The organism is Parachlamydia acanthamoebae, assembly GCF_000875975.1.
Classification (GTDB): Bacteria; Chlamydiota; Chlamydiia; order Chlamydiales; family Parachlamydiaceae; genus Parachlamydia; species Parachlamydia acanthamoebae.
Window position 1 is genome coordinate 499,038 of record NZ_BAWW01000066.1, and the last position, 12,851, is coordinate 511,888.

Below are 12,851 nucleotides of genomic sequence, written 5' to 3' on the forward strand. Positions count from 1 at the left end.
TATCCCTTGGAAACTTAAGGAAATCATAAATGATTTCCTTTTTTCTGTCTCGGAATACTTAATTAACTAAAATTCAAACATGATAATAATCTCTATACCAATCCAAAAATTTAGCTAGCCCTTCTCGCATTCCCACCTTTGGAACAAAATTCAAATGACGTGTACTTTCTCGAATATCGGCAAAAGTTTCGGGCACATCCCCCGGCTGCAGCTCTTTAAATATCTTCGTTGCTGTTCTTCCTAGGTATTCTTCCAAAGTGCGAATAAACTCCAATAATTCAACGGGTTCGTGATGGCCTAAATTAAAGAGGTCACACTGGGCTTCTCGGTCGATCGCGGCCAAAATTCCACTAACAATATCATCGACATAAGTAAAATCCCGCTGCATCTTCCCGTAGTTATAAATTTCGATAGGTTCTCCCGACAAAATGGCTTTCGTAAAAAGTGAATAGGCCATATCAGGTCTTCCCCAGGGACCATACACAGTAAAAAAACGCAATCCTGTTACTGGAATCCGATACAAATGGTGATAGGTCTGCGCAAATAATTCATTCGCTTTTTTCGTCGCGCCATATAGACTGGCTTGCTGGTCTGTACGATCTTCGATTGAAAACGGAATTTTACGGTTCAATCCATATACAGAAGAGGAAGAAGCATAAACCAAACTTATTCCTGGGTGATCTTTACAGATTTCCAAAACAGAGACAAACCCTTCTAGATTCGATTTGACATAAGACTGAGGATTTGTGAGAGAATAACGCACACCTGCCTGAGCAGCTAAATTAACAAAATGTGTCGCTTGATTTGCCCTGACACACTGTTTAAGCTTAGAAGTGTCGCAAATATCCCCTTCAACAACTTCAATCCCTGCTTTTTTCAACAATTCGCAACGGTCTCTTTTTAATTGAGGAGAATAATAGTCATTGAAATTGTCATATCCAATGACATGGTCGCCCCTTTGAGCAAGCGCAAGCGTAGTGTGAAATCCAATAAATCCTGCGGCACCTGTGACGATAATATTTTTATTTGTTTTTGATATCATGTGGATGTTGACTCATTTTCTAAATTTTCTCTACTTTCATTGATTGCAGCAAAAGAATTGGACGAATCGCCCACTTTATCATCCGAACTGTCCTTCACCTTTAAATTCCAAGCTTTCCTGCCTTTTTTTGATTCGGAGTGAATGCCATACACCAGTGGGTGCAGAAGAATGGCGCGATCAAATACTTTAATAATGCGATAAGGATCCTCGGCAGAATAGATGTTTTCTTTATGAAAAATCGGAGGCTTTATTTCGATTAAGGCTTCTAAACTATTTCTAATTACGCAAAATGTACTTTCCACCAACATCGTAGCTACGGGACTCTTATTATCCACTGCACTTAATGCAGGATTCCAGCGATCTACACGTGGACAAACACCAAGGCTTTTGGTCACTTTGACTTTATAACAAATTGGGCTTTCAATTTGAACCGCTAAATCAATGCCTGGCAATACTTTTAAACCGAAGGGAAGTTTATTAAATCCTGTAAAAGTAGATTGTAAAAGTGTTTCTACAATGCTCCAGACTCCATTTGCACCCAAAACTAATATGGGATAACAAGGCACGGTCGCTGCAATAAACCACGTCGCAATGATTTTGCATAAATCATCTGCCGCGTACTTTTTCTTTTTTTTAAATGCACTAAAATCATCTTGAATTTTTTTTAGATTGATCGCAGGAAAATCAAAAATTTTCCGCAATTTCTTCAAATCGATTTCCTTTCGTTTATGAAAATCGCCTTCAACACCTTTCTTTTTATAAAAAAAATACGGAAGAATCTCTTTCCAGCTCGTATTTAATATTTTTTCAAAAGCTTCCGTCTCAAAATCCGTCCTTTCTTCTTGACGTTCTTCTTCAAAGTGGGCGTATATTTTTTTTAAAAAAAGAGATAAATTAAAATCGTCTTCCGAGTTAAAAAGCAAATGTTCGTTGATTCTAATGGAATTAAAAATACAGCCAGAACTTTCTTGAGGTTTATAGCTCCTGAAGATATCTTCAGGGAAAACCGTAAAAAAAGCCTTTTGTAATTTTTTTGGAATAGTTACATGGTAACACTTAGAAGAAAACATTTCATGGCTATATTTATGATATTCTTCAGCCATTTTCTCGATTTGTTTGGTAATTTTTTTTGGATTGACTGTTTTTTTCAGAAAATCAATGAGTTTTTTCCCATTTTCTGCCGTTCCCCCTATTGCCTTTAAAAACCAATCACAGATTTCTGAATCTGTGATTTCATTAAAGATTTCAAGAAACCTTTCAACGTTCGTATTATTTGTTATACCAGATGACCTTACAATATATTCGGAAGCCTCATTGATATTTTTGAAAATTTTCATGATTTCTTCATAAAAAATACTTTGACGATTTTTCCTTTCGGAATAGTTCTGCAATTCCTTTGCGAGATAAGAAATTCTTGGAATAATCGATTCAAAAAAAGCTTCATTGACAATCAATTTTTGCTGCAATTCCTCTATGAGTTCATTTGAAAAAATCCCTCGATTCTTAACAATTGCCCCGCGACATTCTTTGCGATACCCATCTTTTAATTTGAATACACCCAAATAAGGATGTTCGCTGTTACAATTTGTAATTTCTTGTTCAAGCTTATTTTTAAATTCCCTGTCCAGATTTTTGCTTCCAGGAGAGGTGTAATAGGACATTCCACGTGGCAGCGTTTTATGTGAACGAATAGCGTTAGAATAATTGACCAGATGTTCTAAAATTTCATTTTTCTTGTAATCTAAAATCTTTGGATTAAATTCATAATGCAAAACTTTTAGAATAGCTTTGAAAGAATTCACGGTTTTTTTTGAGGGCCGAATGTCCAAAGTAAATGTCACTTTTGCTTTATCTTCCAATGTGCAACAGATTTGAAATTGAAGTTCAAAATTTTTGCAATTATTAAATTGAACTTTACACATTTTCGTTTTAATATCTGCACTTTTAGCATTCGAATTAAAAATAAAATGGATAGCTAGAGCCATTCTATAATGCCCAAGATATAAAAGCCTGTATAAGTAATCAAAATCGGTTAAATTAAATCTTAAAAAATCCTCTACATATCCAGCAAAAGCAGTTTCCTCTAAAGGGCGATTATCGCTAGCATTTAGGATTTTATTTAAAAAATTTTCCAACTTAGATTCGTCTCTTTCATTTTCCAAATGACAAATCACTTGCCGGCCATTAACAAAATGGGGTATGTCCCAGACTTTTTTTGCAGTAAGTCCACGCACAATATCACTTCGAGAAATACAAAAAACATTCGAGTCTGCAAAAATATCCTGGGAAACATCCATCTTCTTTTCGCGAAGATTTTCGACACCTAAATAAAAAAGCTCACGATCTAACAAATATTTTTTGACCATATCCTGATTACTGCGATTGACCCACATCTTTAAAACTTCTAAATTGGCAGCGGCATCATTTCCTAATGCAAGTAAGACAAGCTTTTTATCTTCTATAGAAAGACTGTTTTCAAAGTAATCAACAAAAGACTTAAAATTAGATTTAATTAAAACATCGAGTTGTTTTCGAAAATTTTTCATCCATTTTGTGTTCGCTTTAGTCCTTTCTACAAAATCATATAAACATTTTTCGATGATAATTAAATTATTAATGATATGACGCAAAATAGAACGACTGCGATGAATTTTTTTATAAAGATTAAGAGATCGAGGCGATGCCATCCGCTCTAATTGTTTAGCAGGGATATTCCCCCATTTCTTTTTTCTAAGAATTTCCTCAGCATGGACTTTTAAATAATCCAATATTTTGACATTTAATGTAGCAGCATCGTAGAGAACAAGATCTTCCTCCAAGATTGCATTTTTTGCTTCTTGATTCGTTTTTTGAGCATTTTTTGGGGTTAGGCACTCCCGCATTCTAATTTCAGATCGATCCCAGTTGGGTCGTTTTAAGACCTCAAATGGCTCCGAAAAATCAGGCACTGTTTCAGCACTATAGAGCTCTTCAAAATCTTTTTCCTTTCCTGTTCCCATGTCAACAGAATGAAATAATTCATCATCTACTTCTGATAAGCTTTCTTCAGATGTAGAGGATTCATCTGAGCTCAACTCGTCATGCGAGCCTAATACAATCCGATTTTTTTTCACTTTATCAGCATTGGGCTCTCTTAAAGAAGAGGGCCCTACTTCTGCCTCGCTGCCTTCTGCAGAATCATGCTTAAAACTCAATGAATGTTCGTCATCTGTTTCTCGGTCTTCGACAATGGGAGTCATCCAATCTTCAGCAGGTCGCACAACTTCAACTTCTCCACCCCTGGAAGAGGTTTGAGTATTGATTTCCCAGAACCCAAAAGTGCCTTTCTTTTCTTCAGATGACTCGAACATATAATTTTCTAAAGTTCCCCCTAAACCCGTAGAAGAAATTTGCGATCTTTTTTCGGCTATAAATTCTCCCTCTTCTTTTTTTGTGTAGAATGCTTTATAACCATGTGACTTCTTCCCTTGTCGAGAAGAAATTTGAGAGCCTTTTTTGACTACCACGTCTTTCTCGTCTTCTTCGCTGCTAAACGTTTCATAAGCATGCGAATGCCCTGCAATTTGTGATCCTCCTTTACTTATAGGAGAAATTCGTCCACTCATTGCTTTATCTGAATGGCCAATCTGCGATCCAGAGCCAGGGGAAAGCTTGTGTTTCAATTGAGCAATTCTAGATGCAAATGTTGAGCTTATGCTCAGGCGAGGCGTATTTTTAACTGGTTCAGCTTTTGGGCTTCCAATTTTACTTCTAGGAGATTCCAATGGTGTCGAAGTTGCGGGTGGAGGTGTTGAGGGAGTTGCTGTGGTCGATCCGAAATTCATCGTCATCTCCTTTGTCAATAGTGTTAACAATTATTTTTTTGTTTAACAAAAAAGATGATACATTCATAAATTTTTTTTATTTTTCAGATAGCAAAATACGACGTTTTATTGAAAAATATTAGTACTGAATAGCTTAGACTAGTTTAAGAGATCGAAATATCCAAAATTTCAAAAATTGACTTTCCCTTACACAGAATTTCCTGGTATTCATGCAAAGCGTTAGAATCCGCTACAATGCCTGCTCCAAGTGCTGTTTCGATGCCTAGATCAGTCAAAACGATAGAGCGAATGGCAATGTTAAAATCGAAATCTCCATTGTGAGAAAAATACCCCAAAGACCCTGTATAAATACCCCTAGCTCTTTTTTCAAAATCATAAATATGCTGCATCGCACGAATTTTTGGACAACCCGTAATAGACCCTCCAGGAAAACATGTCCGCACAATATCCAAATCGTGCATGGATGAAAAAGGAATAGATTCAATTGTAGAACTTAAATGAAAAACATTTTGGTAGGCATAGCAATTCCAATCAGGATTTACCTTGATACTACCTGGAAGGCTGACTTTTCCTAAGTCATGACGCATAAGATCTGTAATCATTAACAATTCAGCATTTTCTTTTTCTGAAGATAGTAGTTTTTCTCGATTGTGAAAATCTTCAATTGCTGTTGTTCCCCGTGGAGCTGTGCCTTTAATTGGCTCTGTTGAAAGCGTCTGAGATTGTTTTTTTAAAAATTTTTCAGGCGAAGAGGAAACAATCGAACAAAAAGGGAGGTCCCAATAGCCTGAGTAAGGTGCAGGATTTTGCTTGGCTAACTGATAAAAAAGCTCAAAGCCATCTCGTTTTCCTTGGAAAGCAAAAGACTGTGATAAATTGATTTGATAGATCTCCCCGTTTTCAATCAATTCTTGGGCTTTTTGAACGTGATCCATATAAGCTTCTGATCTCTTCGGCTGATTTTTATATTTCAGCGGAGCCACTTTACGTTTCGGAACGAAGGAATAGGCTTGATCCCTTATCGACAACCAATTTGAAATATTATTTAACTCTAAAACTTTAGATTGTTGAGATGAATTCAGAAAAGAAAAAGAGTTTTCATCAATCCATAGATCACATTTTTCCAACTGATGATCGAAGATAAGTGTACAAGCAAACTGTTGAAAAAACGCCAAGGGAATAACAGGTTGCACATAATCTAATTGAATATCGGGATCGCTATAGGCCCCCATTTCATATCCCAAATAACCCACCCATCGAGGAATAGGCTCATCGGAACTTGGTTCTTCTAAGAATTGTTTAAGAGCATCCCATGGGTTATCCAGTTGCAATTCAAGAGGGGATAAAATATCGCCCTGCCAGTATTTTCGTTGGAGGGCAGCTTCTATCGAAACAGACGCAAATGGAAATACACATAAAAAAGACTTTTGCGAAAGAGGGAACTTTCCACCGGAATAAAGAAAGCACGTTCCTTTTTCCTGAGAAAAAAAACGTGCAATCTGCAATAGATCATCGGAATGACGAATGATGGAGCTTAGATCAAGCTCACTGAAAAAATTACTCATCCACCAATTGATCTGGAACTTTCATATTATGATAAACAGCATCCACATCTTCTAATGCTTCCAACCAATCGATCAATGCTAAATTAGCCTTAGCTGTTTCTTCATCACATTCAACGTAAGACTTTGGAATCATTTCTAAAGTCGCTTCATCTGCTTGAAAACCTAGATGATTCACAGCATCTTTCACGTGAAACAAATCGACCGGATCAGTCGTGATCATGAAGAATTCATCCGCTACTTCAAAATCTTCAGCCCCTGCTTCAATCGCCGCGTTAAATAATTCTTCTTCAACTCCATGCTTTTTCGAAATTTGGATGACACCCTTGCGATCAAAATTGAAAGCAACCGCTCCAGGAGTGGCAATGCTCCCTCCCCGTTTATTGGTCGCAATGCGCATATCTGAGGAAATCCGATTTTTGTTGTCGGTCATCACATCGATAATGATCCCAACGCCGCCATGACCATAGAGCTCATAAGTCATCTCAATATAATCCGCTTGATCAGCACTTGAGGCCTTTTTGATGTTTCGATCGATAATATCATTAGGAACGTTAGCTTCGCGAGCCTTTTGTAAAACAATACGCAAACGAGGATTAGCTTTTGCATCAGGACCACCCAGTTTGACAGCACTGATAATTTCCTTTGCAATTCTTGAAAAAACTTTTCCTTTCTTAGCATCCGCGCGTCCTTTGCGATGCTTAATATTCGCCCATTTACTATGACCTGCCATAAAAATTCCTTTGTTTTATGCGAACATCTCTCCGAGATATTGATCAATCCATTTTTTAGCTTTGTAGTAATCTCGAAAAAGGACTTCTCGCTCTCTAAATTCTTTACTGTGAATACGATTAATTCCTTTTTCATCTACATAAGACGGGCATGCTTCGTGCAGCATCTCATGATAAACGACAAAAGATACAAGATATTCCGGAACATGTGGGACATCCAAAATCCGATTGATTTTGATTAAACGCAAAAGATGATGATAGAGCCCAAATGTCACGCGTGAGTAATTTCTTTGCGAGTGTCTTCCATACCAAGTAATCGCGGCTTTGACTTCTCCACCAAAGTACTCTGCATTTAATTCATCATAAATCGCTTGCAAATTATAAATATTACCTTGCGCAGACAATTTTGACGAATCGATTTGATTGGAGTAATCTAATTTTTTAAGATTGTCTTCAATGAAAATCTTAATCGTTGGAGCAATCCTTTTATGCTCTTGCTTGATATAGCAAGCTAAGGCATCCATCACATTTTGAGGAGCTCCCAAAAAAAAGGAATGCAAGGAAACAACACAATCAGGCTCGCCCCATTTGACACTTAGCATGGTCGAACGATTATTATTAAAACGCAGGATCAGCTTTTTCCCCGAAGTGGTTTCAAGCTTTTCCCGAAAAAGCATAATTGACATATAGACTCATCTATTCGTATTAAATCAAGTTAAGAAACGCTCCATAAATACCCGCCCAACATAGCGATCGTCTTCTTTAATCCATTGATTCTGCCTGCCGAACTCTTTAAATCCAAAACGCTCGTAAAGACGGATGGCCGGATTTTCAGCATATACTTGCAAATGGAGCAGTTCGATGCGAAATGTCTCTTTGGCTAAATACATTAAATTATTGAGAAGTTCTGTTCCAACTCCATGATTTCTGTAATCAGCGCCCACAATAATTCCAAATTCACATTGATGAGCAAGCTTGCGATAAGGCTGTAAATAAAGGGTAGCGAGTCCACAAGGAACTCCATCTTTAACAGCCGTTAAGCTACATTTATAGCGATAAAAGCCAATCCAACGATTCACAGCATCGTTGATTTCAGCTTCATCACACATCGGAAACCAGCGAGAAACACTTTTATCCATCAGCCACTCTTTTAGATAAATTGCATCACCAGGCTCTGTATATCGAATTTCAATATCTGATTGATTCTGGGCCGTCATCCCCCAAACTCCATTAAATAAGCATTAACAAAATCATCAAGCTCTCCATCCATGACAGCTTGAATATTTCCACACTCTACTTTTGTACGCGTATCTTTCACTAAAGTATAGGGTTGAAAAACATAATTACGAATCTGGCTGCCCCAGGCAATTTCTTTTTTCTCGCCACCCATAGCCTTCAGTGCATTTTCACGGGCTGTGACTTCCATTTCATATAATTTAGAACGAAGCATTTTGTAACAAGTTTCTTTGTTCTGAAGCTGGCTACGTTGTGCTTGACAGGAGACCACGATCCCTGTAGGCAAGTGCGTCAATCTGACAGCAGAATCTGTTCGATTAACGTGTTGTCCACCGGCCCCCGAGGCTCTAAATGTGTCAACGCGCAAATCTTCCGGCCTGATTTCGATTTGAATGTCATCCGTAATTTCTGGCGTAATATCGACCGAAGCAAAGCTGGTATGTCTCTTGGCATTGCTGTCAAAAGGGGAAATGCGGACTAATCGATGAACCCCTTTTTCTGCCTTGGCATAGCCATACGCAAAAGGCCCCGTAAATTTATAAGTAATGCTCTTTATCCCGGCCACATCTCCGTCGACCGTATCGATCACTTCCACTTTCCAATTTTTTTTAGCCGCCCATCTTTGATACATCCGAGATAGCATCAGCACCCAGTCACAAGCTTCAGTTCCTCCTGCGCCCGCATTGATACTCAAAAAAGCATTTTTACTATCAAGCTCACCTGCAAGCATTTTTCTGATTTCAAGCTCTTTCAAGCTTGCTTCGATAGAATCTAATTCTTCCACCAACTCTTGAATGAGGCTTTCCTCACCTAAATCAAAGGCTTCTTGCAATAATTCACTGACATTAGAATAGCGTTCTTTAAGATCGTGGTAGGGAATTGTCCAAGCTTTCAAGGCATTACATTCTGCGATCACTTTTTGAGCCGCATCGTTGTCATCCCAAAATGTGGGGGCTTCCATTTCTGTTTCTAATGCTTTAACTTTTGCTTCCTTTGAAGCCAAGTCAAAGATACCTCCACATATGAAGGATTCGATCTTCCAGATTTTTTAATCGTAGTTGAACATCGTTATTCATGAAGCTCTCCTGAAACAGCTTTTTTAGATAAAAGGGCCAGAACGAGCCTCCATTTTAACAAAAATAGGGAATAAATGAAACGGATTATGTTTAGAGATTTCAAGTTTGACTTTTGAAAAAATATTTGGCAAAACTAGCCGGTAAAATTTTAAACCTTTATGGAGGAACGGATGCGGCTGTGTTTACTTTTTCCATCTTCGGTTTTCTAAACGAAATAGGTCAAAAATTTGAAAGGAAAATCAAAATTGGCTTTTTTTATTTGATTCCAATTCTAATTTCTTTAATTGTTCTGATAAGATTATCGACCTATGTACATACTTAGCTATATAATTTACGTGAGATGTAGAACTGTTTAGGCTATCTAAAGATTACCTTGGTTATAAAGCTCGAGAATAGAAATAGGAATGATTTCAACCGAAACTCTAAGATCCGTCGTTTCCTGTCTAGCCTTTTTCCAAGGAGCTTCTAATTGAATCAATTGACCCAATTCTTCCAATGTTTTGTTGCCATATTTTTTCATTACCTCGCCGATAATATCGATCTGCTTTAAAGACAAATGATTTAAATTCCCTTTGGAGCTATCTCCGATATACAGCTGATTATAATGAAGAGCACAAAGCTCATGAATCATAATTCCCTTCTGGGTAGCCATTATTTTTTCATTAAAAAAAGGAATCCCTTCACTGATAAGCTGGTAAACTTGACAGTAATAAACAAGGATATGCATTTTCCATGCTGCAATGGGCGTATTTCGCGTATGATTAGCTAGAATATATGCTGCTATATCAAGCGCACTCACAGGTTGACTTTGTCTTCTTTTCTTCATTGATGCCCACTGCTTTAGAAATTTTGATAAAATGACAGAGTATAAATCGAACAAGGATATATAGGCCATAGCGAAAAAGGTCAAGCCTAGAAGGCTTTCAAAAATCAAAATGGGCTTTTTTATATTTGATCCCTATTTCCTCAAGCCTCTTTGATAAAATTGTCAATCTACCTGCTATCTTAATCATTCTCTTTTTAATCTCCTATTTAGAACTCTACTTGAGTCAAAGGATGCTCAATAGTGGTATAAGCAGATCCATGATCGCGCAAATTTTGTAACATCTGCCTCGCTTGTTCTCTGGCTATATTTCCATCGGGGGTAGCACTTATCTGCATCTTTCCACTACGCGCATCCACTCGAGCGGCTCCATAAAAATGATCAGCGAATATTTGCTGGTCACCAGGCTTTTCAGGCATTTTTTTTGAAAACATATATTTAAGATTGATTGATGAAAAACCAGCAGAACAAAGGTATCTAAAAATTTTATCGCCCCATTCTTTAGACTCCCCATGTTCTTTCCACCCACCCAAAATAACCACTTGAACATCTTTAAATTGAATTGATCGTTTAGAAAATTCTGCAAAAATTTGCTTAATTGATTCAACCTGAGTCGTATCATCCACATGAGCCATTGCCGTACACTTTTCTGAAATGAGCGTGACCACATAACAAGGGCCGAAGCTACCGGTTGTCAGAATAGGTTTTGGAGAATCAGGTGTGGCATATGCCCAATTTTTTTGATAAACACAAATCGTATCAGGTCCCATCGTTTTTCTTTGGTTAAAATTTATAAAAGTCAAAATTTTATGTTATCAAATAATAAAAAACACTTATTAAATAAAATTAATAAATTTTTATGAAAATTAAAACTAACATATCAACAAACTTTCCCCTGCAGATAGCATTGAATTTAAATCCATTAAGGCATGATTCGCATGATGAGAGCTCCAAATACACAATATCCTTCTTTCTTTGGATGAAATTAACCGAAAGATTTTCAAGTGGATAAGCAAACGATGCGAACCACTCAAAAAAAACCTTGCATGATGAAATGATTAATGCTACAAACAAATTAAAGAGAAAGGGGTAAGTGCCTTTATAAACTACCTAGAGGCTATTTTTATCTAGGTGAGCGCATCACCCCTAAAAAATGATGACGCAAACCATAATGAGATACTGTTCCATCAACTTTAAGGAGTGGATTTATGAAGAAAAAAAATCACCTGAAAAAATTAGCCCTATTGGGAATCACCAGCGGTGTTATGATGGCATCCCAAGGACAAGCAGAAGTTCCTGTTCAACCTGAAACTTCGATTGAAAATCACTTAGCTTCCAACTATAACTACAGCTATTCCGGAAACTACATCCGTCGCGGAAACTATGCTTATAGCAAAAACCGTGGATGCTGCAATTCAGGCTCAGGCGAAAGTTCATGGGGTGGAGCTTCTTCAAGCTGTGGCTCAGGTGGTTCAGCATGCGGTGGACAAGCAATCCCTCAATCTTCCGGTTCCAGCTGTGGTGCCGGTGGTTCAGCATGTGGTGGACAAGCAATACCTCAGAATGCACCTCAACATATACCTCAACATGGTGGCTCAAGCTGCGGTGCTGGTGGATCATCATGTGGCGGACAAGCTCATCCTCAAGCTCCTGTTTCAAACTATGGTGGATCTCAACAATGGGAAGCGCAACCACACCATCCTCAAGCCTCATCTTGGAATGGACAGCAGACAATTTCAACAGGCTGTGCTGCTAGCTCTCAAGGATGTGCAGGACAAGCGCACCCACAAACACACGGCTCAAGCTGCGGTGGTTCGAGTAGCTGTGGTGGACAACAACCACTCAACTACTACAACCCATCTAACCCATCCGCGCCATCAGCAAATCCAGTGAACCAGCCAAACCAAGCTGGTAAACCAGATGCTAATCGCTATGCGCCTCAAAACCAAGGATGGGGCCACGAGTCTCGTTAATCTCTTTTAATAGAGCCCATAGCTTATGCATTCTCGCAATGCATAAGCTATTTATTTAAATTTGACTAAGCGTTCATTCTTTAAAATAAGAGCTTAAATATGAAAAAAAATACTGCTAAACAACTCGCTTTGCGAGGAATTTTAAGCGCTTTTGTTACTGCTAACACTGTGGCCTATGCCGGAACTGAGCTCGATAATGAAACCATCCAAAAATATGGGGTTTCCAAGCAAACCAGCGAACGTGGCAACATGGGTTACCACTTAATGACAGAAGATGAACTTCTCCTTGAATTAAGTCCTCAGGGGGTATCTCTTTATAATTCTTTGGATTCAAAAGGTAAAGAATTGGCTCGTTACGTGGCAAGTCAACGTTGCATGGGTTCAAATGCATGCAAAGGTTTAAATGCTTGTCAAACAGATAAAAATGCTTGTGCAGGAAAAGGTAGCTGCAAAGGAAAAGGAAAGTGTGCCCTTGCAGACAAAAACCTAGCCGTTAAGCTCGTTGTAGATAAGATGGCTGATAAGAGAAAAGAAGCCACTGAAGGCACACAAAACAAAAAATAACCCTGTTATCTGTTAAACAC

General features: G+C 38.0%; 11 protein-coding genes. 2 read left to right on the forward strand and 9 right to left on the reverse strand.

What is annotated here, in order from left to right; genetic code table 11:
* Window positions 1–73: 73 nt before the first annotated feature.
* The 9 genes from AOM43_RS11740 to AOM43_RS11785 all read right to left on the reverse strand — a co-directional run bounded on the left by AOM43_RS11740 (window position 74) and on the right by AOM43_RS11785 (window position 11,064).
* The gene (locus tag AOM43_RS11740) at window positions 74–1,042 is read right to left on the reverse strand and encodes an NAD-dependent epimerase/dehydratase family protein (RefSeq protein ID WP_006341506.1); all 969 of its coding nucleotides are present in this window, start codon (window positions 1,040–1,042) and stop codon (window positions 74–76) included.
* On the reverse strand, window positions 1,039–4,866 hold the full coding sequence (locus AOM43_RS11745) for a hypothetical protein (protein WP_059360411.1): 3,828 nt from the start codon (window positions 4,864–4,866) through the stop codon (window positions 1,039–1,041). The genes AOM43_RS11740 and AOM43_RS11745 overlap by 4 nt, the downstream gene beginning before the upstream one ends.
* A gap of 143 nt (window positions 4,867–5,009) precedes the next feature.
* Window positions 5,010–6,431: an anthranilate synthase component I family protein gene (locus tag AOM43_RS11750; protein ID WP_059360413.1), complete on the reverse strand. Its 1,422-nt coding sequence runs from the start codon at window positions 6,429–6,431 to the stop codon at window positions 5,010–5,012.
* Window positions 6,424–7,161, reverse strand: a complete 738-nt coding sequence (locus tag AOM43_RS11755; protein ID WP_006341509.1) for a YebC/PmpR family DNA-binding transcriptional regulator — start codon at window positions 7,159–7,161, stop codon at window positions 6,424–6,426. Before AOM43_RS11755 ends, AOM43_RS11750 begins: the two co-directional genes overlap by 8 nt.
* A gap of 15 nt (window positions 7,162–7,176) precedes the next feature.
* Window positions 7,177–7,845, reverse strand: coding sequence for a hypothetical protein (locus AOM43_RS11760; protein ID WP_013924152.1), 669 nt, complete (start codon window positions 7,843–7,845; stop codon window positions 7,177–7,179).
* A gap of 24 nt (window positions 7,846–7,869) precedes the next feature.
* On the reverse strand, window positions 7,870–8,376 hold the full coding sequence (locus AOM43_RS11765) for a GNAT family N-acetyltransferase (RefSeq protein ID WP_006341511.1): 507 nt from the start codon (window positions 8,374–8,376) through the stop codon (window positions 7,870–7,872).
* Window positions 8,373–9,440 carry a peptide chain release factor 2 gene (gene prfB / locus AOM43_RS11770; RefSeq protein ID WP_100067517.1) on the reverse strand — a complete coding sequence of 356 codons (1,068 nt, stop codon included), beginning with the start codon at window positions 9,438–9,440 and terminating at the stop codon, window positions 8,373–8,375. Before prfB ends, AOM43_RS11765 begins: the two co-directional genes overlap by 4 nt.
* Before the next feature lie 392 nt (window positions 9,441–9,832).
* Window positions 9,833–10,297 carry a Panacea domain-containing protein gene (locus AOM43_RS11780; protein WP_006341514.1) on the reverse strand — a complete coding sequence of 155 codons (465 nt, stop codon included), beginning with the start codon at window positions 10,295–10,297 and terminating at the stop codon, window positions 9,833–9,835.
* A 206-nt stretch (window positions 10,298–10,503) separates the two neighbouring features.
* Window positions 10,504–11,064, reverse strand: coding sequence for a hypothetical protein (locus AOM43_RS11785; RefSeq protein ID WP_039378091.1), 561 nt, complete (start codon window positions 11,062–11,064; stop codon window positions 10,504–10,506).
* Window positions 11,065–11,502: 438 nt separating this feature from the next.
* Here AOM43_RS11785 and AOM43_RS11790 point away from each other — a divergent pair, with 438 nt between their 5' ends.
* Both AOM43_RS11790 and AOM43_RS11795 read left to right on the forward strand, forming a co-directional pair.
* Window positions 11,503–12,267: a hypothetical protein gene (locus tag AOM43_RS11790; protein ID WP_059360415.1), complete on the forward strand. Its 765-nt coding sequence runs from the start codon at window positions 11,503–11,505 to the stop codon at window positions 12,265–12,267.
* Window positions 12,268–12,366: 99 nt separating this feature from the next.
* Entirely contained in the window at window positions 12,367–12,831 is a 465-nt protein-coding gene (locus tag AOM43_RS11795) for a hypothetical protein (RefSeq protein WP_006341517.1), read from the forward strand.
* The last annotated feature ends 20 nt before the right edge of the window (window positions 12,832–12,851 follow it).

What these genes read in the sequence shown, in the direction of transcription:
- AOM43_RS11740 (WP_006341506.1), bottom strand. Translation starts at nt 1,042, where the DNA reads ATGATATCAAAAACAAATAAAAATATTATCGTCACAGGTGCCGCAGGA.
- AOM43_RS11745 (WP_059360411.1), bottom strand. Translation starts at nt 4,866, where the DNA reads ATGAATTTCGGATCGACCACAGCAACTCCCTCAACACCTCCACCCGCA.
- AOM43_RS11750 (WP_059360413.1), bottom strand. Translation starts at nt 6,431, where the DNA reads ATGAGTAATTTTTTCAGTGAGCTTGATCTAAGCTCCATCATTCGTCAT.
- AOM43_RS11755 (WP_006341509.1), bottom strand. Translation starts at nt 7,161, where the DNA reads ATGGCAGGTCATAGTAAATGGGCGAATATTAAGCATCGCAAAGGACGC.
- AOM43_RS11760 (WP_013924152.1), bottom strand. Translation starts at nt 7,845, where the DNA reads ATGTCAATTATGCTTTTTCGGGAAAAGCTTGAAACCACTTCGGGGAAA.
- AOM43_RS11765 (WP_006341511.1), bottom strand. Translation starts at nt 8,376, where the DNA reads ATGACGGCCCAGAATCAATCAGATATTGAAATTCGATATACAGAGCCT.
- AOM43_RS11780 (WP_006341514.1), bottom strand. Translation starts at nt 10,297, where the DNA reads ATGAAGAAAAGAAGACAAAGTCAACCTGTGAGTGCGCTTGATATAGCA.
- AOM43_RS11785 (WP_039378091.1), bottom strand. Translation starts at nt 11,064, where the DNA reads ATGGGACCTGATACGATTTGTGTTTATCAAAAAAATTGGGCATATGCC.
- AOM43_RS11790 (WP_059360415.1), top strand. Translation starts at nt 11,503, where the DNA reads ATGAAGAAAAAAAATCACCTGAAAAAATTAGCCCTATTGGGAATCACC.
- AOM43_RS11795 (WP_006341517.1), top strand. Translation starts at nt 12,367, where the DNA reads ATGAAAAAAAATACTGCTAAACAACTCGCTTTGCGAGGAATTTTAAGC.